This is a genomic window from Clostridia bacterium, assembly GCA_016887505.1.
Classification (GTDB): domain Bacteria; phylum Bacillota; class TC1; order TC1; family UBA5767; genus UBA5767.
The window spans coordinates 574,521-599,308 of record CP069393.1 but is presented as its reverse complement, the minus strand read 5'-3'; the positions used below and the strand labels follow the sequence as shown (position 1 = coordinate 599,308).

Annotated in this window: 22 protein-coding genes; 1 reads left to right on the top strand and 21 read right to left on the bottom strand. The window is 37.7% G+C overall.

What is annotated here, in order from left to right; translation table 11 throughout:
- Nucleotides 1–29: 29 nt before the first annotated feature.
- The 11 genes from JR334_02930 to JR334_02880 all read right to left on the bottom strand — a co-directional run bounded on the left by JR334_02930 (nt 30) and on the right by JR334_02880 (nt 11,707).
- Nucleotides 30–1,019: a BMP family protein gene (locus JR334_02930; GenBank protein QRN86842.1), complete on the bottom strand. Its 990-nt coding sequence runs from the start codon at nt 1,017–1,019 to the stop codon at nt 30–32.
- Nucleotides 1,020–1,249: 230 nt separating this feature from the next.
- A complete protein-coding gene (locus JR334_02925) occupies nt 1,250–2,698 on the bottom strand; it encodes a diguanylate cyclase (protein QRN86193.1) in 1,449 nt (482 codons plus the stop codon).
- 193 nt (nt 2,699–2,891) lie between these two features.
- On the bottom strand, nt 2,892–3,953 hold the full coding sequence (locus JR334_02920; protein QRN86192.1) for a sigma factor regulator N-terminal domain-containing protein: 1,062 nt from the start codon (nt 3,951–3,953) through the stop codon (nt 2,892–2,894).
- Nucleotides 3,925–4,458, bottom strand: a complete 534-nt coding sequence (locus tag JR334_02915; GenBank protein ID QRN86191.1) for an RNA polymerase sigma factor — start codon at nt 4,456–4,458, stop codon at nt 3,925–3,927. The genes JR334_02920 and JR334_02915 overlap by 29 nt, the downstream gene beginning before the upstream one ends.
- 249 nt (nt 4,459–4,707) lie before the next feature.
- Nucleotides 4,708–5,097, bottom strand: coding sequence for a hypothetical protein (locus tag JR334_02910; GenBank protein QRN86190.1), 390 nt, complete (start codon nt 5,095–5,097; stop codon nt 4,708–4,710).
- Between the two features lie 56 nt (nt 5,098–5,153).
- Nucleotides 5,154–6,998 carry a CDGSH iron-sulfur domain-containing protein gene (locus JR334_02905; GenBank protein QRN86189.1) on the bottom strand — a complete coding sequence of 615 codons (1,845 nt, stop codon included), beginning with the start codon at nt 6,996–6,998 and terminating at the stop codon, nt 5,154–5,156.
- Nucleotides 6,999–7,278: 280 nt separating this feature from the next.
- Nucleotides 7,279–8,493, bottom strand: coding sequence for a serpin family protein (locus JR334_02900; GenBank protein ID QRN86188.1), 1,215 nt, complete (start codon nt 8,491–8,493; stop codon nt 7,279–7,281).
- Nucleotides 8,494–8,565: 72 nt separating this feature from the next.
- Nucleotides 8,566–9,468, bottom strand: a complete 903-nt coding sequence (locus tag JR334_02895; protein ID QRN86187.1) for a sensor domain-containing diguanylate cyclase — start codon at nt 9,466–9,468, stop codon at nt 8,566–8,568.
- A gap of 14 nt (nt 9,469–9,482) precedes the next feature.
- Nucleotides 9,483–10,460, bottom strand: a complete 978-nt coding sequence (locus JR334_02890; protein QRN86841.1) for an aromatic ring-hydroxylating dioxygenase subunit alpha — start codon at nt 10,458–10,460, stop codon at nt 9,483–9,485.
- A 152-nt stretch (nt 10,461–10,612) separates the two neighbouring features.
- Nucleotides 10,613–11,101, bottom strand: a complete 489-nt coding sequence (locus tag JR334_02885; protein ID QRN86186.1) for a hypothetical protein — start codon at nt 11,099–11,101, stop codon at nt 10,613–10,615.
- Between the two features lie 225 nt (nt 11,102–11,326).
- Nucleotides 11,327–11,707, bottom strand: coding sequence for a hypothetical protein (locus JR334_02880; GenBank protein QRN86185.1), 381 nt, complete (start codon nt 11,705–11,707; stop codon nt 11,327–11,329).
- A gap of 238 nt (nt 11,708–11,945) precedes the next feature.
- On the opposite strand from JR334_02880, the gene JR334_02875 reads away from it, so the two are divergent.
- The gene (locus JR334_02875) at nt 11,946–12,299 is read left to right on the top strand and encodes a 4Fe-4S dicluster domain-containing protein (GenBank protein QRN86184.1); all 354 of its coding nucleotides are present in this window, start codon (nt 11,946–11,948) and stop codon (nt 12,297–12,299) included.
- An 11-nt stretch (nt 12,300–12,310) separates the two neighbouring features.
- Here the strand turns inward: JR334_02875 and JR334_02870 are convergent, their stop codons facing one another.
- From JR334_02870 to JR334_02825, 10 genes are all read right to left on the bottom strand, one after another.
- Nucleotides 12,311–13,159, bottom strand: coding sequence for an S-adenosyl-l-methionine hydroxide adenosyltransferase family protein (locus tag JR334_02870; GenBank protein QRN86183.1), 849 nt, complete (start codon nt 13,157–13,159; stop codon nt 12,311–12,313).
- Between the two features lie 58 nt (nt 13,160–13,217).
- Nucleotides 13,218–14,075 carry an SAM-dependent chlorinase/fluorinase gene (locus JR334_02865; protein QRN86182.1) on the bottom strand — a complete coding sequence of 286 codons (858 nt, stop codon included), beginning with the start codon at nt 14,073–14,075 and terminating at the stop codon, nt 13,218–13,220.
- A gap of 8 nt (nt 14,076–14,083) precedes the next feature.
- Nucleotides 14,084–14,917 (bottom strand): energy-coupling factor transporter transmembrane protein EcfT, encoded by an 834-nt coding sequence (locus JR334_02860; GenBank protein QRN86181.1) that lies wholly within the window; start codon nt 14,915–14,917, stop codon nt 14,084–14,086.
- Nucleotides 14,898–16,622: an ABC transporter ATP-binding protein gene (locus tag JR334_02855; protein QRN86180.1), complete on the bottom strand. Its 1,725-nt coding sequence runs from the start codon at nt 16,620–16,622 to the stop codon at nt 14,898–14,900. The genes JR334_02860 and JR334_02855 overlap by 20 nt, the downstream gene beginning before the upstream one ends.
- A 19-nt stretch (nt 16,623–16,641) precedes the next feature.
- Complete coding sequence (locus tag JR334_02850; GenBank protein QRN86179.1) at nt 16,642–17,199, bottom strand: ECF-type riboflavin transporter substrate-binding protein; 558 nt, start codon at nt 17,197–17,199, stop codon at nt 16,642–16,644.
- 185 nt (nt 17,200–17,384) lie between these two features.
- Nucleotides 17,385–18,308 (bottom strand): pseudouridine-5'-phosphate glycosidase, encoded by a 924-nt coding sequence (locus tag JR334_02845; GenBank protein ID QRN86178.1) that lies wholly within the window; start codon nt 18,306–18,308, stop codon nt 17,385–17,387.
- Nucleotides 18,301–19,413 (bottom strand): winged helix-turn-helix transcriptional regulator, encoded by a 1,113-nt coding sequence (locus tag JR334_02840; protein ID QRN86177.1) that lies wholly within the window; start codon nt 19,411–19,413, stop codon nt 18,301–18,303. The genes JR334_02845 and JR334_02840 overlap by 8 nt, the downstream gene beginning before the upstream one ends.
- Nucleotides 19,414–19,491: 78 nt before the next feature.
- Nucleotides 19,492–21,471, bottom strand: coding sequence for a diguanylate cyclase (locus tag JR334_02835; GenBank protein ID QRN86176.1), 1,980 nt, complete (start codon nt 21,469–21,471; stop codon nt 19,492–19,494).
- A gap of 256 nt (nt 21,472–21,727) precedes the next feature.
- The gene (locus JR334_02830) at nt 21,728–22,696 is read right to left on the bottom strand and encodes a methenyltetrahydromethanopterin cyclohydrolase (GenBank protein QRN86175.1); all 969 of its coding nucleotides are present in this window, start codon (nt 22,694–22,696) and stop codon (nt 21,728–21,730) included.
- A 45-nt stretch (nt 22,697–22,741) separates the two neighbouring features.
- Complete coding sequence (locus JR334_02825) at nt 22,742–24,751, bottom strand: 2-oxo acid dehydrogenase subunit E2 (protein ID QRN86174.1); 2,010 nt, start codon at nt 24,749–24,751, stop codon at nt 22,742–22,744.
- Between the last annotated feature and the right edge of the window lie 37 nt (nt 24,752–24,788).

Sequence of the window (24,788 nt, the reverse complement as noted above, 5' to 3'; positions counted from 1 at the left end):
ATGTTTATCATTAAAAAAATCGATGGCATCTAATAACTAATATCCCCATAATCAATTTCATCGTTTCCTAGGGCTGTTATAACCTTCTCTAGTTCATCTTTCACTTCTTGTGGCACAAAATCTTCGAATTCATGGAAAGAGGAATAGTAAACAGCATGTTCTTTTACACCTACTCGATAATTCTTTTGTTCTAATGTACCATCCATATATTTTTCATAAGCAAAAATGAAAGGTACCGGAACATCCTTGATAACACTAACCAAAACTGTATCTGGGGCTGCACTGCTTTGGTCACCGCCGGCTCCACCGATGGCATATATTCCACAGTCTTGACAACCTTCTATTGAACCCATTCCCGCTGCTCCCGCGATTGCACCAACATAATCTGCACCAGCATCAATAAATGCAAGCGTTGTTTCTTTTGCTTTAGCTGCATCATCAAAGCTTCCCGTCATAGTTGAAAGAACTTCTACTTCTGGGTTTACATATTTCACTCCAGCCTTGAAACCTTTTACCGCATTTGTTATTGGTGGGATTTCCAGGCCTCCCATAACCCCGACAGTTCCAGTTTTTGTCATTAAACCAGCAATAGCCCCCATCAAAAATCCTTGATGATCATCTGCAATCTGCATACAGGCAACGTTGGGCTCCACTGCTGCCGATCCGTTAATGATAATGAATTGTGTTTCCGGGAATTCCCTTGCTACAATCAGGCAAGCATCCGTGAATTGAGAACCATGTCCATAAATGATATCAAAACCAGCAGTTGCATAGCTACGATATACCTCTTCCATATCAGATTGGCTAACACTTTCGGCAAAAGATATTTCTGCACCATATTTTTCTTTAATCATTTCTAAAGCGCTGTAGGCAGAAGCATTCCATCCCATATCACTAATTGGTCCATTTAAGAGCAAGGCAGCAGAAGGTGTATCTGTACCATCCGTTTCAGCAATTCCTCCATCGAGCTCATTTCCTATATCTACTGAATTAGAACAAGCTATTGAAAAAACAATCATCACAAAACATAGTGATAAAGCAAGAGCAATTTTGATCTTCCTCATAATTATTCCTCCTAAATCGTATTTACTCCCTTGTCCTTTTTAATATTTCGATAAAAATGGGAATAAAACATTTGCTGTTCAGAACAAAATTTGTACAAAAAAAAAGAATCCAAAGATTCTTTTTTATCAATTTGGCTACTAGTATCAAATGTTATCAGAGCTTTTATGAAACAAAGCCCCTGTTACTAAGCAATCACCTTGTTACGACCAGCCTTTTTCGCTTCATAAAGCTTCTCATCTGCCTTTACGATGGCTACTTCAGTATATCCTGCCCGATAGGATGAAATACCAGCAGAAAAAGTAATGCCCTTTAGTATCGGGTTATTTTCTTGTTTTGTCTGGCAATGTTGTAACATCTCCTGTAATTCTTCTAGCTCTAAGTCTTCCGCAAAGATGGCAAACTCCTCACCACCATACCGGCAAACTGGATAATTTTTGAAATAATCTTGGAGCAGTTTAGAGAAAGCAATTAAGGTGTTATCTCCTGTCTTATGTCCATAGGTATCGTTAATATTTTTAAAATGATCAATATCCAAAATTGCGACTACCCCATCCTTCATAGAACATTCGAATAGTTCCATAAAATACCGTCTATTGTACAAGGATGTTAATACATCACGATTGGCCAACCATTTTAATTTATAATAAGCATTTTCCCGATTAGTATTATCCTTTATCACCAGAATCCTAAAACGGTCTTTTTGACCATTTCGAATTTTAGAACCGAATATACGCCCGTTGTAATGTATATTGGTTTCAGCTTGCTCCAAGTCAAACTCCTTGAAAGGTTCAAAGCTCTTTAACTTATCTCCTTGTTTACTAAGCTGTAACATATTGAAATTTTTGCTCGCTGCTGCATTATAATCCAGGATACAATCTTTATCATCTAAAACGATTACTGCTTCATCTATGGCATTCAAAATATCCTTTTGGGTTAACGGCAAGAGGTATAAAATATCATGCTCGTATAAACCATAGGCTATTAGAATCCCAATTAATACATATGAAAATATTGTAATATCGATATTTTTAGGTCCTATGCCAAACAAATAGGCTAAGGATACCACCATCGGCATCGAAATAGCATAAAAAACAAATCTAGTTTTTCTACGATAAATTCCTGTTGCACCATGTATATTCTGAAACAAACGATACGTTCCATAGATGGCTACCATGTAAAAGACAAATACATGCACATAGTACCAAATCCCTCTATTCAGTACCAAGACATTAAAACCCCAGGTCTGGCTCAAATTATAAGAAGAATAGTAAAGGAAATGATATGAATTGGTCCAAACCAAAATCAAGGTTAAGATATTTTGAGCTAGCAAAAATAGCATAACGTAGCTACTGGCAAAACGCTTTTCATCCAAATATTCTCTTATAAAATACATAATTAAGACAGGGAAAAATGATATGCCAATATATTCAATTTTAACCCATAGCAACATCGTCCCAACGCTACTACTCATAATTTCAAATGCATAACCTATGGTCTGTATGCTCATAGCAAGCATCAATAAACATAGAGCTTTGGCTCCGGGTATGTGCCTTCGTTTATATCCATAATAGGATAGATTTAATAATATAGCCGCAGTAAACAATAGTACTGCGGAAAATTCTGTATTTAACATATTCCACTTTCACATTAACTTTTTCCTGATTATAACATAAAGAATTCAAAATATAACTGCAAAAAATCGTATTAAAAAACAATATCCCAGAATGATTTTTATACAATGCATCTTTCTAGGATATTGCCATTTATTTAATTCTAAAGGAACATTTTTTTGCAACCTGTTCCTTTCTTGAAAAAAAAGGCTATTGCTAATACTTCCTTGTTGTAACCCCTAGTGTACTAGCTACAACATGAGGATGATCTAATAACGGTAGTAATTCATCTACGCTTCCACTTACAACCAGTCCTCCAAAACATTCATAATCATCGGAAGATGCCTGTCCTAAGCCTGTATTTTGATATACTCTTTTAAATTCACTCGTAAATCTTGTGTCCTGTTTCATACCCATTTCTAGATTTCTTCTAAAACTATTCAATGGCTCTTCATACGGTTCCCCATTTTCTGAATATGCTTTTACACCATATGCTGTCTCTTCGGATCGTACTCGATTGGGTATCTGATGTTCAATATTACCTTCTTCTGTTTCTTGAATATACAAGTGTGCTCTAGCTTGTTCTTCTTCCGCTTCATCCAAATCAAGTACCCAATACCATGCAATCAATTGCGTAGGAAACATTTCTTGGATATCCGCTATCGAATAATCTCCATCTAGAGATAAGGCGACTTCAATTAGCATATCCTGATCCATGTCTTTCAATAGTTCCAAATCATTGCGATAGGAATCATACTTGATGAATGGATAATAAAACAACATTTCTCGTTGTCCCAACTCATTGTAGTGCACATTCTCCGCATCATCCTCGGTATAGCTTCTGGACAAAATCGCAGGAGAAAAACTACCAGTCCAATCCCCTCTATAATCTTGCGTAAGTCCATAACTGTATTTCAATAATTCAGTTGGGACTACTTTTCCGCCTATTATCTTGTAAGTTGATACTTCCGTATATCCTCTGAAGAACTCTTCAAATCGACTACTACTACCCAAATATTTATTGGGTGCAGAAATCATATTAAAGGCTTCAGTCGCCAATTCTTGTTCTTGTCGCATTTCATCAATTAACCAATTATTGACATGATTTCCAACCAAAAACAACAATAAAAAAACCAACAGGCTTATACCTAGGTTTCGAAATATGGATTTTGTCTTGGCTTTCTTTAATATTTTTTTCCATTTCTCCTCTTGCTCTAAGTCATCAACTTCATACATATCATCCATCAGTTTATACTCTTTTTTCGTATGATTTTCCATCTTCTTTCTCCCATCTGTTTTTTAATTCCAATCTAGCTCGGTAAAGATAAGTACGTACTGTTTCAATTGGCATATCTAAATATTCGCCAATTTCCTTATAGCTAAGTTCCATTTGTACGCGTAACAGCAATACTTCTTGCATGCTCTTGTTTAAACTTCGAATCGTTTCGGCAATTAGCTTATGATTTTCACTTTGTATTAGTTTCTTTTCTAGTGATTCAGACTGTTCTTTCAATAAATACTGGCTGAATCGATCTAAATCTACTGTTCCATATAAGGTCTGTCTTTTATTCTTTTTTAAAAGATCATAATAACCATTTAGGGCTACTCTAAAAAGCCAAGACTTGAGGTTTTCAGGCTCAATACCATCAAAGTAAAGGATTGATTTGTAGATAGCTTCCCCCACTATATCTTCTGCAATTTGATACTCAACACCTATACTTAGCAAGTAGCGAAATACTATGTTGGCTTTTTCAATAATCAATTGTGCTTCAATATTGTCCATTACCATTTGCCTTTCAATGAATTGAGATCTCATATATATAACGTATGACATCAAAAAAAGTATACAAAATAAACCATTAATATGATTTATATTTCAATTGAATTACGATACCTAGACATAATAATACAAGATAGCCCACGGCAGTGCATGGCTATCTTGTGTCAAAGTATAATTTCAAACCATTCGTTCTATAACAAGTCTAGATAATCAGGTATAACATATTTTGAAATACTTGATCTATTACATTCACTATCCAATTATCGGTCCTGAATAAAAATAATGATACAGTAGAACTACTATTAGCAAAAAGGCATATTGAACATGTAACTTTCTTAGCTTTTCATTATCTGTATTTTCGTTTATCATACCCACCACTGTCGTAGTGAGTACAATTATCCATAACAAAAACCCGCTATGGTTAATGATCAATTGATTGCCTTGTGCTAAATATCCATGTACCAATCCAAGCATCAGCAAAGCCATCGCTGCAATTTTATGAAAACGACTGATTTTGATGGTAATCAATTTCATGCTTGTGGTGATATTTCTACCCTTCCAACTAATGTATCGCTTGATTAGGAATAGCGAAACAAGGTAAAGGATTAAAACAATATTCAACCAACCTAAAAACGTTGCCACGTTTTTTCCACCTTTCACATTTACAGTACAAAACCCAACATTTCATACTCGTTTACTTAGGACGTAATCCCTATAGCGCTAGCAATTGTTTCGCTAGTTGACATCAAATCTTCTGTTCCCATTTTATGGATATCCCGTTTACCACTCACTCGGCAAAATACACGTAATTCTTCTGCTAATGTATTATATAAATTTACCAAGCCATTCACTGATTTCTCATGTTTTAGCAAAGTCCTTAGTTTCTCATCCTGAGTAGCAATTCCTACTGGACATTTTCCCGTATGACAAACTCTTGCTTGAATGCAGCCTATGCCGATCAAGGATGCTGTTGCAAGCGCTATAGCATCAGCACCTAACGCTAACCCCTTAGCAATATCTGCACTCGTACGGAAGCTTCCAGTCGCCACAAGGGATACTTCGGCTCCTTCTTTTGCCATAACAGATTTGGCCCTTGGAATTGCATAAATGGCTGGAACACCCACATTATCCTTTAGGAATCCTGGAGAAGACCCCGTTGCTCCTCCACGGCAATCTATGGTAATGAAGTCAGGTTTTGCCTTCAAGGCAAAACGAATATCCTCTTCTATTTGACCAGTTGCAATCTTAATGCCTACAGGAATATCAGGATTGATTTCACGAATCCAATTCACCACTTTGATTAAATCGTCTATGGTATCTATACCAGAGAACCGCCCAGGCGATACAGAATCTTGTCCTGGCTTTAAATGGCGGATTTTTGCTATTTCCTCTGTTACTTTTTCCGCTGGCAAATGACCACCAACCCCAGGTTTAACACCTTGTCCGATTTTAATTTCTACAGCATCTGCCTTTGCTATAGCCTTTTCGTCATGAGAAAATTCAGCGGTCCCCAGTTCATAGATATAGTGCTTTGCATTTTCGCGTTCAAGGGCCAAATATCCACCCTCACCAGAACAAATTGCTGTATCCACGATTGATGATCCTACTGCTAAAGCCTTTTTGGCTTCCTTTGAAATAGCCCCATAGCTCATATGAGAAATATAAAATGGGAGGGAAAGCCTTAGTGGTTTCCTACAATTTTTTCCGATCACAGTTGCAAGTTTTACCGGAACATCCTCATTTAACGGCATGCGATTCAGTTGTGCAGCTTTAAAAAGCACTGTATCTAATCCATCATACGGTTGTAGTGTACTCATAGCCGTATTTTCACTTACACCTTGTTGGACCATGTTGTGTACTATTTCATTTGCTTCTAAAAGCATTGGTTTTTTATGCATACGGTTTGCCGGGGTTCTAATCAATCCGGTATCATCATAACCTATATACCAATGTTCCCCACTACAAAATGGCTTATTTTTAGAGCTACCACAGCGACACACCGCATAATGCTCTTTCGATGCCAGTTCATCCTCGTGGTCAAATTCCACAGAGCCCGATACATAATACGGTCCCCTAGCCACAGTTTTAATGCTGGGCTGTTCTGAATATTCATCAAACAGTGTGCCATCAATTGAATAACTTAGAGCTCCTGACGGACATTTACGGATTGTTTCAATTATTTTTTCAACACATTCAGCATCCGGATCGATCCATGGTTCTTCATGCATTCTGAATACTTTTGGTAGTTCATCTGTGCAAAAACCTGCATGAGAACAAATGCCCCGATCATCATGTATCGTAATTCCATGTCCGATGTAACTAGACTTTTTTCTTTCTATTCTATTTGGAGCTTTTTCATCATTGAAGTTAATTTTAGCATGATTGCCATCACAAAATGGACTATTCTCTGAGCCACCGCAACGGCACAATGCAACTGGAGTATCAATAGAAACCTCCCGCCCTGTATCTGCATGAATACTTTCTAAATCTTGAATGACCAAGGGTCCCTTATTCACAGTCAAAATTTTCGGTTTCTTATTCATATATTCCTCCCCTAACAAATCTGCAATCGTTTTCTTACTATTCTTAGTACTTACAGTAGAAATATAATTCTCCTATGCTAGTCTCATTTATATTATACATTTTAAATATCTGAAAATCCAAGTTCAAAGGCCTGAAAATCTAGACTAGTCATAATATAATTTTCAAAGACAGAATTATACATCACATATCTTCAAGCTCCATACATTTTAGGAAGAATTATAATAAAAAAGAGGAGTGATGACATACTCATTTCATCACTCCTCTTTTTGTCTCTTAATCTTATTCGCTATACTTCCCTAAGAATAAGATACTATTTGAATCCTCATCATAAATTAAAAATAGAAATGGTCGATCTGCTCTAAATTTTTTTGGACTCTCCATAGCAGTTTCTTTCAGGTCAACTACAGTTGCAGCTGCTGCCTCACTTCCCTGCTCATTTACTTCAATAAAGGCCTTATGCAACACATTTGAAATATACAATCCATCCCTCATGCCGGAAAAATCAGCATCAGAGGTAAAAGCTATATTCATGCCCAAGTTTTTAAGAGACTGATTCAAATTTTTAGTTCCATATTCCATCTCAAACTTAGGTATTTGCAGTATCATATCATCGACTTCATAAAAACTTTCTAGAATTGTTGAAAATATCTTTTCATCTAATCGGTTGATCAAATTATCGATATAATCTGTTTCCTTTGGAAGCAGAATAATCATACTTCGATTTTCATCTACATATGGAATACGAACTGCTTCCATATTTTCATTTTCCATATACCATACCGTTCTCTTGTCATTCATCATTTTAACGGTACTAGTTTGACCATTTTGCTTATAGAATTCTGCATCAAAGGTACTATCCTTATCAAACTGTTCAGCCCAATCTCCTTTAAAATAAATTGCGTTTATTAGATAGGCTACTGCATCTGAAGGTAAGGGTGGCGCTATCATATCGCTAATTTTTCCCTTTGTAGCTTCTTCAATCCAGTTATTGATAGCAGTTGCTGAATCTGGATCATTGAAATCCAGATAGTCTAATCTTGCGAGATATTGTTTGGCTATAACATCCAAATAGTCAGTCTTTATTTCTTCGCCTTCCCGAATCCATATGGAATTTTTCAAATATAACTCCGTATCTCCTTTATGATTATCTAAATAATTTTGGTAGTCGGCATAGGACTGATTGATAGAGTTCATATCTAATTCCTGATAAGACAGCATTTCTACCATTTCATCACGCGTCTCGCCTTGTGAACCATTTAAGGCCATACTAAGAGCTATTGAAATACTTAAGGGAGAAAATAACACGTTGCCATCTTCCTCTTCTTTGTTGAGCATCCTTAGCATATCAAAGGAAAAAGAAGTGTTGGCTAAAGAAAGTTCCTCATTTACAGTTACCTCACTTGGTTCAATGGCTTCTTCACAGCCTGTGAATCCTAATAGCATGACAAGAATAAGTACGATGTTGACTATTTTCGTATTTATCTTCAAAAACATAAAACATCCCTCCTTACTCTTCTAGACGGTAGCACTACAATAATGTTTCATTTACGCGCCAATTTTTGTCCATTATTCCACAGCTACACAATTTCTGCCATCAGATTTACACTGATACAACATCTTATCCGCTCTGTTCATTAATTCTGTTGGGTTCTCTCCTTTTCGAGATATTGCAGCACCGATTGAAATGGTTATTTCAATGGTTTCTCCTTTATAATAAACAACCGAGTTTTCAATCATAACTCTCATCTTTTCTACAATCTTCTTAAGATAGTCTTGCGAAACACCAGGAAATATCCCTGCATATTCTTCCCCACCCCATCTACCGATTAGATCACTCTTTCGTCCAATGCTAGATAGCACCTTACCTGTCATCTTAATTACTTCGTCTCCAGCATCATGGCCATAACAATCATTGACTCTTTTAAAATTATCAATATCAGCTAAAATTGCACCAAAAGGAATATCTAAGTCATTTTGGTTCAATTGGTTTTGTTGCAAAAAGTCACCAATTTTTCTTCGATTCGCTAAACCAGTCAATGCATCATAATGAGCTAATATTGTCAATTCTTCTATACTTTCCAACAAACTGAAGGGTTCTTCTTGATCCGTAAAAATCTCAATAGCACCTACAATTTCCTGATCGTCGTATATGGGTAAAGTCTTGATACTGACCGGAACACGATAGCCCTTCTTATGCCGGAGATAAACTGGAGCTTGTCTGTCCTTACCATCTTCCATTGTCTTTACCAGGGGACATGCGACCTGGCAAAGGCCTATGCCTTCTTTATCAATATGATTCAAAATATTATCATAGCATTTGCTTCCTACCACCTCGTCACTCATATAACCCGTGATTCTTTCTGCTGCTTTATTCCAGAAGCTTATGGTGCGATCGGTCGTTACAAAATAAATTCCGTCATCAATCTTGTTTAATAGCTTTTGGTACAAATCTCTTTCCTTAAGCGCCATCCCTTAGTCCCCCGTTAGGCTTTATGTAAGCCTTTTAATTGTTCCCTTTTTTTCCTAAATTCAATAATTGGTAAATCTGCTTGAATTAAATTTTCATGCATATTAAGCTCACTTTTTATCGGCTTTTGATAAACAACTACTCTTCGGTCTTGGTGTAGAACCACCCTATTCCCCACCTGCATGATTTGAGTCAACAGTTTACCTAGTAATGGAATACTTACTTTCTTTTGATATGTTCGTAAATATATTCGAGTATGGTTTTCATCAACGGGTACAAACGCTGCCAATATTTTTAACGAATCAGATATTCTGTTCTGCCAGATATTGGGAACTTGATACTGCAATGAAAACAATTGTTTGTATGGTCTTATCTCATCCGGTTTCAAAGGAGTAACAAGTCCATCATCCTTCTCATTTTTCACATAGAATGTCATTTTCTCTTTTTCCCAAATAACCACTGGGCCATGTACCAGTGTTTTCTTAGTCCTACCTATCGTTGTATCGTGTACAAAAGGCAAATGAGCTACATCTAGTTGATTTTCTATCGCTCTCGTATAGTGGACTGGCCAAACCTCCGAAAACTCACCATAAATGTAACCTGATTCTAGTTCTTCAAAAAAGGGTATATCAGATGGTGCTTCTTCTTCCTTGCCATAGAATACCCATAGAAATCCATATCGTATTTGAGTTTTAAAATGATTTATATGGAATCGCTCATTAACTACAGAATGCTTACCCAAGGCTGGTATTATTCTCACGATTCCTTTTTCATCATAAGCAAACCCATGAAATGGACAATGAAGCAAATCACCTTTTACTTTTCCCCTTGATAGGCTCGCCCCACGGTGGCAACACTGATCCGTTAGACATACGTAGGAACCATCCTTACGTCGCCACAAAGCAAGGTCTATGCCAAAACACCTGATTGAAAGTAAACTCTTATTCTTCAATTCTTTTTCTGAAAGCACTGCATACCATCGATTGGGTATCATAACTGTCCTTTCCATACTAACCTAGCAATAGTAAGTATAGTGAAAATTCAGAATATACTTATTATAGCATTTACAGCTAAATATCATACTCATACTTCTATACCATCCTTATACGAATTAGGGGAGCCTGTCGGCTCCCCTAACAATTATTCCTATTCAACAAATCCTCCATCGTGCAAGAATTCAGCAAACTCTACAGCGTCGGCTTCTTCTTTGAATAATTTCATGTATGAGATATCATTGCTTGCGCAAAAATCTGCTACCACATTCATCATTTCCGTTGCTCTTTTACCCTTAATACTCTCTTTATCTAAATCAGACATAAAGCCCAATTTCATTAGATCAATAAAACTATATTTTCCAAGTTTGTCTTTGCTGAATACCCTTACCTTGTCTCCTGCTCTTGATTCTAAACGGCAAAGACCTCCAGCGAAAAGTTTTTTATCTAACAATTCTTCAGAAGGAAACCAATTGTCATCTTTAAGTGCAGCTTTTGCTTCTTCTTCATTCGTAGGTAGAGTGACCTCAGTTGATATTCTGCAATCCTTATTATTCCCATCTGCATCCAACATACAACATTCTATACCATATCTTGTCTGATAAAACCTGTAATTATTTTCTCCATTTTGGAATTTAAACATCTTTTTCCTCCTCAATTTTTTTGAATACGTTTTCGTAACTCTGGCTAATATACCAATTCTATTTTTCGTCGCCATTACCTTCTTTTATCAATCATATCATTCGTAAAGTAACACTCTATGCTACACAAGGTAACATAAATAATTTCGAACCAGAGTTTTTTTGTTAATTCATCATTTCTGGTATTTAAAAAAACGTATTCCAACAGGAATACGTTTTCTATATTTTTAAATTAGTACTGGATTTAGACTAGATAGATCTTTTAAGCTATCTAAGTGAACCTCTTCAATCTTTCTAAGAGGATGTTTACCATTTACATCATGACTACTAAGATAAAACCAAAGCATCGGCTTGATAATCTTTAAGTCTCTGGAAATTAAAAAATAATAACAATTAACCCGGTTCCCATGTTCTTTCATCAAATCACAATCACAGGTTTCAGTTCGAACAGTTCGCAGAGTCTCTTTAATTGTTCTTTTCTTCATATAAGGGAATACTTTATTCTCAGCTATTTCTTTGGGACATTCAACCCAAAACAAGTCATTATGTTCAGAAATTACCGAATCATTAAATTTATCACAATTCGGCCATACCATGGTTACTCTCATAGACACCTCACATCGTCTCTATTACTCTTCAATACCCTACTAGCATTGATACTGTTTCCACTTTAAGCCCCCTAATCTGTATTTTTGAACATATATCCTTCATTAGAATACTCCAAAGGAATCGTTTTGTCCACGTTCTTTAGTTTGATGTGCAAGATATTATATTGCCATATAAAAATTTGACACTTATACCCCCCGGATGTATTATAGTAACAATATTACAGGGAGAGGTAGAATCATGTCTAAGAATGCCAATGATAATTCGAAAAATAAACGTCCGATAATTCAGTTTATCAAATGTCCAGAATGCGGCTATAGCACTAGCACCGTATCCTTTGGAGAAACGCCACAAAAGAGCTGTCCCAATTGTAAGACCATGATGGAGCCAATACCTATGCCCAACGTAAACAGAGGACCAGTCCCTAGAATTGACCCTCTTCTATGCATGGGATGTAGTAAATGCCAAGATGTCTGCCCTATGGGTGCCATTGACCTGACTGATAAAATTGCAGTTATTGTGGATGAGCGATGCATTGGGTGTAAGAGGTGTGTATCTGTCTGTCCTTTTTCAGCTATTTCTATCCCAAAGTGATTTGAGCGTAATCACTTATCCTCTATCTTTCTAAATTCTATAGTCCAGTGTATTCCGGTTCCTATATTATAGGCACGTGCAAAATTTCCTTGATTGATGGCTACAGCCACACGGTACAGTGAATTAATATAGATAATTGGTTCACTTGCATAAACGTCTGCAAAAGATTTACCAAATGTTATTCGGTTATTATAGACCATGGTTGGGCCATTCTTTATGATAACTTCTATCTTATCTTGGTATTTGAAACCCATCTCATTGAAATCTTCCCATAAAATATTTGTCCACAAAGATCCAAAACGCACATCCAATATATCAATGCTCCCTTGGATGCCATCCTCTGTTTTAATTACTTCTCCAAGTACTACCTCCACAATTTCTGTTACTGAAAGCTCACGTCCAACTTCTTCAAAGCTTATAGCCTCAGAAGCTAGCTTGGCACCAGTGTAGGCATAGACATCTCGCCCATGAAAAGTATGGGAATGTTCTGAGTCCTTACGTCTGTGTTTTGACTCTTCAATTTCCCTCACTTCTGTAATTCCAACAAACTTTTTCAAATGTGTCAAAGTACCGTTATCTGGTGTTACAATTAGCTGACCTTTAGAAGTCTTTGCAACAACACTTTTCCTAGAAGAACCTACACCAGGATCTACAACAGATACAAAAACAGTGTCCGTTGGCCAGTATTCAAGAGCTTGAAACAGTCTGTAACTTGCTTCCCAAATATTGAATGGTTTAATATCGTGTGTCAAATCATATGTTTTTAATTCTCGATCTACCTCATGAGCTACTCCATACATTGCAGCCACCGCACCGTCAACCAAACCAAAGTCGCTTTGGAAAACCAACAGTTTATTCATTTCAAATTCCTCCTACCCCGTGAATCATTTTCGTTTAAACTATTCTTGGCAACAGCTTTCAAGCAACATTTTCTGCTTTTCCTAATTCCAATGTCCATCCTGTGCCCGATTCAATGCCAAACTGTTTTTCAAAGCTTCCTTGGCTCACAGCCAAAGCAATGCGCATCAGTTCGTTATTGTAAATAATGGGTTGTCCCTTATCTGTAAAGCCAAAAGATTTTTCAAAAAGAAGTACATCATTAAATCGTTCTTTGCCTTCAAAGAATATCTTTAAATGCAGATAATCCCCATATTCAAATCCCGCTTCATTCATTAATTCTAATGGAATATTTGTCCAAAGATTCCCAAAATTTGGGTCTCCAATCTCAATATGGCCAAGCAGCACACCATCTTTTATTGTTGGAACATTTATTTCATGTTCTACTATTTCAGCTACAGGATAGCTTGGACCAACCTCATCAAAACGAATGATCCCACTCGCCAGTTTAGCTGCACAGTACCCGAAAAGGTCTCTACCATGGAATATTGCTACACCCTCTGTATTCTTCCCCTTTAGTCGATTGACTGACTCATCTATCTCTCGTATCTCCTCTATTCCCACCCATTTCTTCAAATGTGTCAGGGAACCATTATCTGGTGTCACCACATAGTACCCGTCTGTGGTTTTTGCCACGGCTGCTTTTCTGGTGGTGCCAACACCTGGGTCCACTACTGAAACAAAGACGGTACCTTTCGGCCAAAATTTCATAGATTGAAACAATCTGTACGATGCACTCCACGTATCGTATTGGGGTATCTCGTGGGTTCCATCCATAATTTCTAGCTCTCGATCAACGCTCTTTACGACACCATACATGGCGCAAACAGCACCTTCCTTATAGGTAAAATCGGTTTGAAATACTAAAATCGGTTTCATATTCCCTCCTAAACGAATGGATTAAAAAATCTACTTTGATTTACAAATACTGATACGGCAATGGTTAATAAAAAGATGGCGGTTGAAATTGAAATAGCAAGGAAATCTTCTCTTGTCATCCTGCGTTGATTATACCAAGTCCTCTTATTATGTTTTCCAAATCCACGAAGATCCATGGCATTGGAGATCATTTCAATACGATCTAACGTTGAAAAAATCAAGGGTATTATAATTTGTAGAGAATTTTTAAATCTTGTACCTAGTTTTGTCTTAGAGGATAAATTTAATCCTCGTGCCTGTTGGGCTTGACTGATATCGTGATATTCTCGCTGAACATCAGGAAAATAACGCAAGGTCAATTCTACTGCATAGGCTGCCTTGTAGTGGACACCCACTCCATTCAAGGAGGAAGCAAACTCACTAGGATTGGTGGTCAATAAGAAGATGATACCGAGCGGTATGACGGATGCATATTTGATCAGTTTGGTTACTTGATAGAATAATTGCTCTAACGTTATAGAATATCGTCCAATAAGATGCACAAGTTCATGACGAGTTCCATAAATTTCGACACCATATTCAGGAGCAAATAAATAAGTTATTATTGCATTTGTAATGACAAATATGGCTACATAGATTACCATAAGGCGAATCTGCCGATATTTTATTAAAGATATCTTTAAAATAGCCAAAGAGAAAAACATAACAAAAAGAATGACTCGTATATCATAGGAAAACATTACTGCAAACGTGAGCAATAGAAAGCAAATTAGCTTGGTCATACCTGATAAACGGTGGACAAAGGTATCTACAAGGTTGTAGCTAAAAAGTTTCATTTTCATGATTACGCAGCCTCCTTTCCGCATCAATAAAGGACTGAACAAAGGCTGTCTCATCGGCAATTCCTACCATTTGAGCTAGGTTAAACAAAGAGGTTTCTTTCAAATTTGCTTGATTGATGATGTCCATATCAGTAAGAACAGACGAAGCACTCGTATCAGCAATAATTTCACCACCAGCTAGCACAATGGCTCTAGGTGTATATTCAAGCATCAGATGCATATCATGGGTAATCATAATTACGGTCACCCCTGTCTGATTGATTTTTACCAAAAATTCCATTATTTCACTGTAGTGCTTGTAATCTTGACCAGCAGTTGGTTCATCCAGTATTAATATATCTGGGTTCATCACCAATATGGATGCAATCGTCACCCTTTTCTTTTGTCCATAACTTAGTGCTGAAATTGGCCACTTAATAAAAGGAGCCAGTCCACAAACCGTAAGAACTTCCTGAACTCTAGACTCAATTACGTCCTCTGCTACTCCTCTCAAGCGCAAGCCTAAAGCAACCTCATCATAAATCATTGGTTTCGAAATCATCTGATTGGGATTTTGCATTACCAATCCAATCGTTTCTGCTCTTTCCTTGATGCTTAGGTTACGAATATCTTTGCCTTTTATGAATACCCTTCCCTCGTCTTCAGCCTCAAAGCCACAGAGTATTTTGGATATGGTTGACTTGCCAGCACCATTTTTTCCTACAATGGATACCATTTCTCCTACCTTAATATCAAAACAAATATTCTTAAGAATAGGGGTTACCCCATCATATGAAAAGGATATATTATCCATAGTTAGAAGGGATTCACCCTGTTTTTCAGGTGTCATTTTAACTTGTCTATTAAACCAATTCTTAACATCCTCTGCAACGCGTTCTGTCTTGATACTCGTAATTTGACCCGGCAACATCTCCGGTGTTACAGATACACCTGCCAATTTCAAGGCAGTGACATATAAGGGCTCGCGAATACCAGTATTCGTTAGTGTGGAAGAAGATACCAAACGATGAGCATTCTCATCAGCAATGATTCTTCCTTCATTTACAACGAGAATTCTGTCAACATGGCGATGTAATACATCTTCGAGGCGGTGTTCTATAATTATAACTGTCTTACCGGAACGTTTTTGAATATCATCAATGATTTCAATGGCTACTTTACCTGTCAAGGGGTCAAGGTTAGCCAGCGGTTCATCAAACAGCAGTATATCAACATCATCAATCATGACACCTGCCAAAGAAGTCCTTTGCTTCTGACCACCTGAAAGTTCAAAGGGAGAACTGGTCAGTAAATTATCCATATCTACCATTTCTGATACTTTCTTAACTCTTTCGTGCATTGTTTCATTATCAACGCAGTCATTTTCCATGGCAAAGGCAATATCCTCTCCCACTGTCAAACCAACAAACTGACCGTCTGCATCTTGGAGCACCGTACCGATCATTTTCGATAGCGTAAATATATCCAACTCGTTTGTTTCTTGATTCTTGATTGTCAAAGAGCCCGTGCTATTGCCTTTATATGAGAAGGGAATCAAGCCATTTAAACAATGACCCAGTGTACTTTTGCCGCTTCCACTGGGTCCAACTATCAATATTTTCTCACCTGGGTAAATATCCAGATTTATATCATAGAGGGTCGGTTCTGCCTGACTATAATACTGGAAGGTGAAATTTTTAAAGGAAATGATTGGTTTATTCGTCATAAAATACTCCTGCCTTTTCCTATTCCTTGGTCAAGCTACCTTCTTTTGTTCTAGTTTGTGCATAAGCAATCAGTAACAACGTTCCTATAACTCCTGCACTAATCGAGTTCATGACTGCGGCAATGATGCCTTGCGTAAACACAAGATTCACAGGTTCTGCATAAATCAAGATATCCAGCACAGGGGCAACGATAACCCAAGCAATTAAGTTGCCAATAATTTGAATTGCATTAAATCTTATGATGTCCTTCGTTCCAAATATACCTTCTTCGACAGAAGTTTTCTTAAATGCAAAACCAAAGATAAAGCCAGCAACACCAGATGCGATAACCCAACTCCACCACGGTGATCCATACTGAACAGCATCACTAAGAGCATGTCCAATAAAAGCAATCAAGGCACCCGCAATGGGTCCAAATAAGGTAGCAAAAAAAGCCCCTAGACCATAAGCTGTCTGAAAACTAGTCTCAGGCACGGGAGAAGGCACTTTAACATACATAAATAAAAGCATAAAAATGGCAGCTCCCAAACCCGTAGCAACAATGGTTTTGGTTGAAACTTTAAACATATCTTTCATAGCTCCTCCTTGAACAAACTATTTTGATTATCTGTTATTCCTTTTTCGTCCTAAAAGATGAAACCGTCATAACGGATAAACCAATCCATACTGCATTCTTTTAGATATCACAGATAAATTTCAAGATTTTAGAGGATTATCCTTCCAAATTTGCAAAATAGATCTGCTAACAATGGTAAAACATCTTAATCTTCTTGACTGGAGCAATATATTTTTGCAACTTGCGCCGCTAATCTTGCATTGTTATAAACCAATTGTATGTTGGTATTTAAGCTCTCTCCGTTGGTAAGGTCTTTAACTCGTTTAAGAAGAAAGGGTGTCGCGTCCTTACCCTTGATGTCACTGCTTTTCAATTCTTCAAGTGCCATATTAATAGCACCTTCTACCCTACCCTTCTGTTCTTCATATTCTTTGGGTACTGGATTGCCAATCAGCATGCCACCTTTTAGTCCCATATTCCATTTTGCATGCACCATTTGGGCTAACTCCTCAGGTGTATCTACTCTAGCATCTACTGCAAATCCGCTATCACGAAGATAGAACGCCGGTAAATGATCGCATTGATAGCTAACAACTGTAACGCCCTGCGTTTCCAAGACCTCGAGCGTTGCCCGGATATCTAGTATTGACTTAATCCCAGCACTGATTACTACAACCTCAGTCTCTGCTAGTTCCATCAAGTCAGCAGATATGTCAAAACTTATATTTGCACCCCGGTGCACGCCACCGACTCCTCCTGTAGCAAAAAATTGAATGCCTGCCATCTTGGCAATAATCATGGTTGTAGCGACAGTAGTCGCACCGTCTTGCTTTCTGGATACAACCACTGGAAGATCCCTTCTGCTGACTTTAACTACTTGGTTAGCATTTTTACCCAAATACTCAATTTCATTTTCAGATAGTCCAGCTGTCAGTTTACCCTTGATAATTCCTATTGTTGCCGGAGTGGCGCCTTCCTTTCGGATAATTTCCTCGACGCGTAATGCTGTTTCAACATTCTGAGGATAGGGCATACCATGAGATATGATGGTCGATTCTAGAGCCACTACTGGTTTATTGCTAAGCAAAGCTTCTTTAACCTCATTTGATACTTTTAGATAATTAGACAACTTGAGTTCTCCTCTCCATTTCCTCTACACGTTCTAAGCTTATTTCTGGATTTATTGTTTCTTCACTCATACTTGTTAAGGCTGCACCTGAAAGAGCAAAGTCTAACATTCTTTTGGTATCGTAGCCCTCATGGAGGGCAAATACCAATGACGCTAGAAACGCATCTCCAGACCCATTCGTATTGACAACCTTATCTACCCTCGGTTTCAAAAAATAGCTATGAACTTCATCAGCATAATAGATACCGTCTTTCCCTAAGGTAATGATAATTTTTTCGACTCCTCTTTCTAAGAATTCATCTCCAGCTTCAATGATTTCTGTTTTGGTTTTTATTTGATGGCCCAATATTACTTCTGCTTCTAGTAGGTTTGGTTTGAGTAAATATATATTTGCAAGCACCGGTATTAGTTTCCTCGCCTTGGTTGTTGAAACAGTATCTGCTACAATTTTTGTTTTTCTTAAATTTTTACAAAGATAGGAAATACTGTCTTGTGGAAGGTTGGCTTCTATGACTGTGATCTTAGAATTATCAATTTTGGGCAACCTGTTTTTGAAAAAATTAACATCCAAGTTGTTCAGAATCTCCATATCCGAAACTGCCACTAATAAATCTCCATCCAAATCATTTACATAACTATATATGGACGTACTTCCTGTCTTGCTTTGAATAATATCCTTTATATTGATATTACGCACTAACGCATTGCGTATGATTCGCTCACCAAACGCATCCTCTCCAACTGCACTAACTAAACGTACATCCATACCCAAGAGTGCCAAATTTTCACTTATATTCCTTGCTACCCCACCCAAAGCCATCGAGATATTGCCTGGATTAGAATCGTGCATAACCATACTACTTTTTGGCATGGCATGGATATCCATATTCGCACCTCCAATTACTGTAATCGGATGACTTTCGCTTACGATATACCCCTTTCCAAGCAAGTATCCTTTTTTGGTCAAATTACTGATATGAACACCGACAGAGGCTCTCGTAATATCCAATCTTCTAGCAAGTTCATTTTGAGATACCACAGGGTTTTCTCGAATCATTTCCAGTATTTGTTTTTCTCTAGGTGTCATTTTGCCCTTTCTAAACATATATTTATACTAATTTGATATGTTTATTGTAACATGGTTACTAGGTAAAAAAAAGAGCCTCACCTGAGGCTCTTTTTTCTATTCATCTTTTAGTACTTCATCCAAAAACACTCTCGTAATTGTAGGATCAAACTGTGTTCCCATCTGCTTTTTAAGCTCTTCTTTTGCTACTTCTTTTGTTAGGGCTGATCTATATGGCTTATCGGTTATCATAGCCTCATAGGCATCACAGACAGATATAATTCGAGACATCTCTGGGATTTTCTCACCATACAGTCCCTGTGGGTAACCTGATCCATCATACCACTCATGATGAGATAATATTACATTGGCTACATCACCCAAGGTCGAAACATTCTGCAGAATTCGGTAGCCGACTTCTGGATGTTTGCGCAATTCATGCCAATCTTCTTTCGTCAATTCTTTTGTTTTATCCAGAATATCTTGTCCTACTGCAATTTTTCCTATGTCGTGAAGTCGTCCAGCAACTTCTGCGTCTTTTTGGAATCGAGCATCATGACCGAGTGCCATACTTAAACGTTTGGCATAATTTGCCACGCCTTTCGAATGTTCTTCTTCTCTTGGACACGCATTGTACAATGAATTGATAATAGTCCGCAGCGTAATATTCTTAGCACTTGGACTGTCGTGCATTTTCTGGCGATACATGGCATCTTCTGCTTTGCGGAAAATATCCTCAAAATCCTCGTCTTGACTTTTTTTCACAGCCAGCCCAAAAGAAATCGATAAAATTCCTGTTTCCGTTACCACTTCAGACATATTATTTTGGATTCGGTCAATGATATTCAGTGTGTCCTTGTAACCGGTATTTGGTAGCAAAATAATGAATTCATCTCCACCCCATCTAGCCATAATATCTTCTTTTCGAAGAGATTTCTGCATAGCCTCCGAAGCTTTCTTTATGAGCTCATCGCCAGAAAGGTGGCCAAAGCCATCATTGGTAATCTTCAGTCCATTTACATCCCCAATTACAATACCCAAAGGCATTTTTCTCGCTACATTTAATCTCTTACATTCTTCTTCAAAAAATCTTCGATTATAGACTCCGGTTAGACTATCATGATAGTTTAAGAACTCAATTTTTTTGCGTAGCAATTCTTCCGATGTTATATCATCAAGATACCCTAAAATCTTCTGTTCTTTGATTAAGACCGTTTTTAATCTGAAAATTCGTTTCGAACTGTCCGGTTCAATATACTCAATCGTTAAATCCGTTTCATCATCCTCAAATCTTGTTTTTAAAAAATGTTCATGAATCAGATTGCCTTGCTTATCATCAAATAAATCCGTAATTCTTCTGCCCAACATATCGTTTCTCTCAGCCTTAAATAACTCTGTGATCTTAGGATTGATTTCCGTAATACTCTCATTAAAGTCAATCACAAAAATTCCATATGGTGAAGCACTAAGGTAGAGTTTGCAAGTTTCCTCACTATCTTTCAATTCCATTTTGATTCGCGCATTTTCCTGCAGTTTTTTAATTACTTGAGAAATCAGCGTTAATACCAACGGGTACAAAAGAATGACTGGAAAAGCAACCTTCTTGGCAATATTAAAACCATGCACCGGCAAAAGTAATAAGGAACTAACCATCAATACATGAACAATTAGCCCTAGAAGATAAAAATCTAAAATTGAGCATTTTTTAGTCATGATTTTTTGATAGCGAATTTTTCTAAATATAAGGCCACAGACTGAGGCCAAAATAATGGTCAGTGAACCGATATAGGCTCCTACTCCACCTAGCGTCAATCTGAAGATAACGGTTATGATGCTTGCCACTAGTGTGGGTACTAAACCAAAGAAGAATCCAGTCACAGTCAAGAGAATTGTCCTAGTGTCAAAAAATACACCAGGTAAAAGGAACATTGGATTGAGCATAAGCGAAATGCCGACGATACCAATAAATAATCCTGCACCTATCATTTTGACTATTCGATAAGGTTCATCCTTTTTTAGTGTTATATTTGCAAAGAAAAAGCTTAATGTTATAAGTAAGCTGGCATTATAGAAAATACCAACAAAAAAATCACTCATAGATATACCCCAATCTCTTAGATAGTGCGTCAATTATTTTCACGATTTATATATTATCATAAATACATGAAAAATAACCAATTTAATCGACAAAAAATTGAATTCGTCTTAATTCAGGAGTCAATTAAGTGGATTTCGTTCTTAGCTGCACCAGGCTGCAATTCAATATGGTTTAGAAAAATGACTATATCAACATTAGAATCCGCAATTATCAATAAAAATTGGCAGCTAGATTTAATCCATCTGCCAATTTCTTTTATTGATTACAATTATTGAATAGACTCTTTATCATCAAATCTTTGCGTATTTTTCCTGCGTGGAAAACATTCCCTGTATTCATGTTGTAGATAGTAACTTCTGCAGGAGAATGAATATCTAAATCCATTTTATAAAAATCACGTTCAGCCGCTAAGAATAGTTTTTTAAACAACGTACCATAATCTTTGCTGTGTTCGGTAACCAATTGTGGAAGAATTTTCTCAATTTTTTCATCTTCCCAACGTACCCAAAACTCAGATTTTCCACCATATAACAAGCAGTCATTGATTTTTCCCATCGCATCATCATCATCAAAGACAACTGGTGCAACGACACATAATCCTCTAGAAAACTGTATCGTATTCAAATCAAAACCTTTGGCAATCATCTTGTTAATTGTCTGTTCCATAATTCGTGCTGATACTTGCACACTAGCTACAATACAGGTAGTATTGTGCGCCAAAAGATAAACATTTTCTGGTTTTACCTTACAATCTGCAGCAACCTTTTCAGCCATGGCTTCATCTGGTAATTCATTTGCTTGAACACCGATTACAACCTCATGATGATGGTCACGGTAATCTGTATACTCAAAACAATGATCCTCTTTCAGTGCTGCCTGTGCTCTGGCTGGTCCTGAACCAATTGCAGCAAAATCTCCCGAACCTAAAGGATAACCTGCGATTTGCGAAGCCAAACATCCCAATAATGGATTGTCGCAATAGACTTCAACAGCCGGCACACTGTATGTCTCACTAAGTTGGTAGTCATGATAATTACATGTTCCTAGACAAGCCATATTGATTTCTGTAAAGATACGTGCTGCTTCCCATCCACCAGGTACATTGATTCCCATGTCCACAACATGAGCACCATTTTTCAATTTTTTGTATTCACATCCTAGGGATGCTGCTCTTTTAATTAAGTCTTTAACCATTGGCATGGCATTCTCGTTAACACTAATCATTTTTTCACCTCATTTTTAAAAAGGGATGCCTAAGCATCCCTAATATTAAAGTAATTCTTCCGACCTTGCCAGAATCTCTTTTATCGCATTCAGGAAGCGAGCAGCTGGTGCGCCATTCACAATCCTATGATCGTGTGTCAAACTAAAGTTCATAACGTGGCTCATGAATATACCACCATCTTTTACAACTGGCTGTTCTACTAGTGTTCCAACACCCAGTATTCCGCTTTCAGGTGGATTCAGCACAGGTGTGAAGTACTTGATGCCAAACATACCCAAGTTGGTAATAGAGAATGTACTTCCACTCATTTCATCCATCGTTAAGGCATTTTCCTTGGCTCTCTTTGCTAAATCAGCCAATTCTACAGCAATCGCGCTCACACTCTTTTCATTTGCGTTTTTAATGCTTGGAACTACTAAACCGCCAGGAACATCAATGGCTACACCAATATTAATTTTATCCGTAGTCACGAACTCATTTCCAACGATGCTAGTTCTCAGAGATTGGTGCTCAATCATAGCCATCGCCACAGCCTTGATTAAAATAGCTGTGTAGCTAAGTTTCACATTGTTAGCCTTATAGGCCTCTTTGTGCGCTTTATAGGCTTTCACCATATTATTTACATCCATATCCATAGAAATGGTAGTCTGTGCTGTTTCTTGCAAACTACTCATCATGGATTTGGAAATTACTTTTTGCATTTCTGTCATCTTAACACGGCTGGCTTCAGGTTTTCCAAAGCTCATGCTTGGTAGGGATGTTTCTGCTGTACAAGCATTCAATTTACTTGCGGTGCCTGCTGCAATTCCAGCACGTATATCTTCACGTGTCACCATACCATGTCTTCCAGTGCCTTTTATGCTACGAATATCGATAGCCAATTCTTCTGCTAATACCGCCGCTTTGGGGGTAGCCTTCACATCTTCATTTAATGCCTTTGCAGTTGCAGGAGCGGGTTTTGCTGCTCCAGATGCAATATAATTTCTTACATCTTCCCTGGTGATATCGCCATGTCTGCCCGTTCCGACTATTGCCCGGTAATCGATGTTTTCTTTTTCTGCCAAATCCAAGGCCTTAGGTGTAATACGAACTTCACCAACAGGTTCTCTTGTTTCCACTTTTGCTACTGGTTTTGTCTCTTCTGCGGGAACTGCTTCATTCACTACAGGAGAGCCCTTTGCTTCTAATAAACCTGAAATATCCGCATCTTCATCAGCAATGATTGCAATGGGTTCACCACAGGCTAAGGTTTCTTCAGCTTGTGCCAAAATTTTTCTTACGACACCGCTGACTGGTGCTAGCAACTCATTGGACAATTTTTCGATGGCAATTTCACCGATCGCATCGCCTTCTTCTACTTCGTCGCCTTCATCCACAAACCATTCAGCTATGGTGCCTTCTTCCATATTGGCTCCATAACGCGGCATTTCTATGATTGTTCCGTCTGTTCCACCGTTTCCACTAGCTGTGGGAGCTTCACTTTTATTTGCATCAAAATCCGATACATCTACTCCGGCTTCACCAATTATAGCGATTGGTGCTCCACATACCAAGGTTTCTTCCGTTGCTGCAATCAGTTTAAGTACCGTACCACCAATCGGTGCCAATAACTCATTAGAGAGTTTTTCAATGGCAATCTCACCAATTGCTTCTCCCTCTTCAACTTCATCTCCAACTTCTACAAACCATTCTGCTACGGTGCCTTCTTCCATGTTAGCACCATAACGGGGCATTTCTACTACCACATAGTTTCCTGAACTAGTGGCCGTACTTGCCTCGTCCGCATTGTTGCCTAGTAGGCTTGAAATATCTTCATCTTCTTCACCAATAATGGCGATTGTTTCTCCACAGGCTAGTGTTTCTTCTTCTTTGGCTACAAGTTTTAGTACCGTTCCTGTAACGGGAGATTCTAGATCGTTTGATAATTTCTCGATAGCGATTTCACCGATAATGTCGCCTTCTTCTACGGTGTCGCCTTCTTCTACCATCCAGGAAGCCACGGTACCTTCTTCCATATTTGCGCCATATCTTGGCATAGTAATTACCGTTGCCATATTATCCTCCTTAATCAAGGAATCGCTAGCGGAGTTT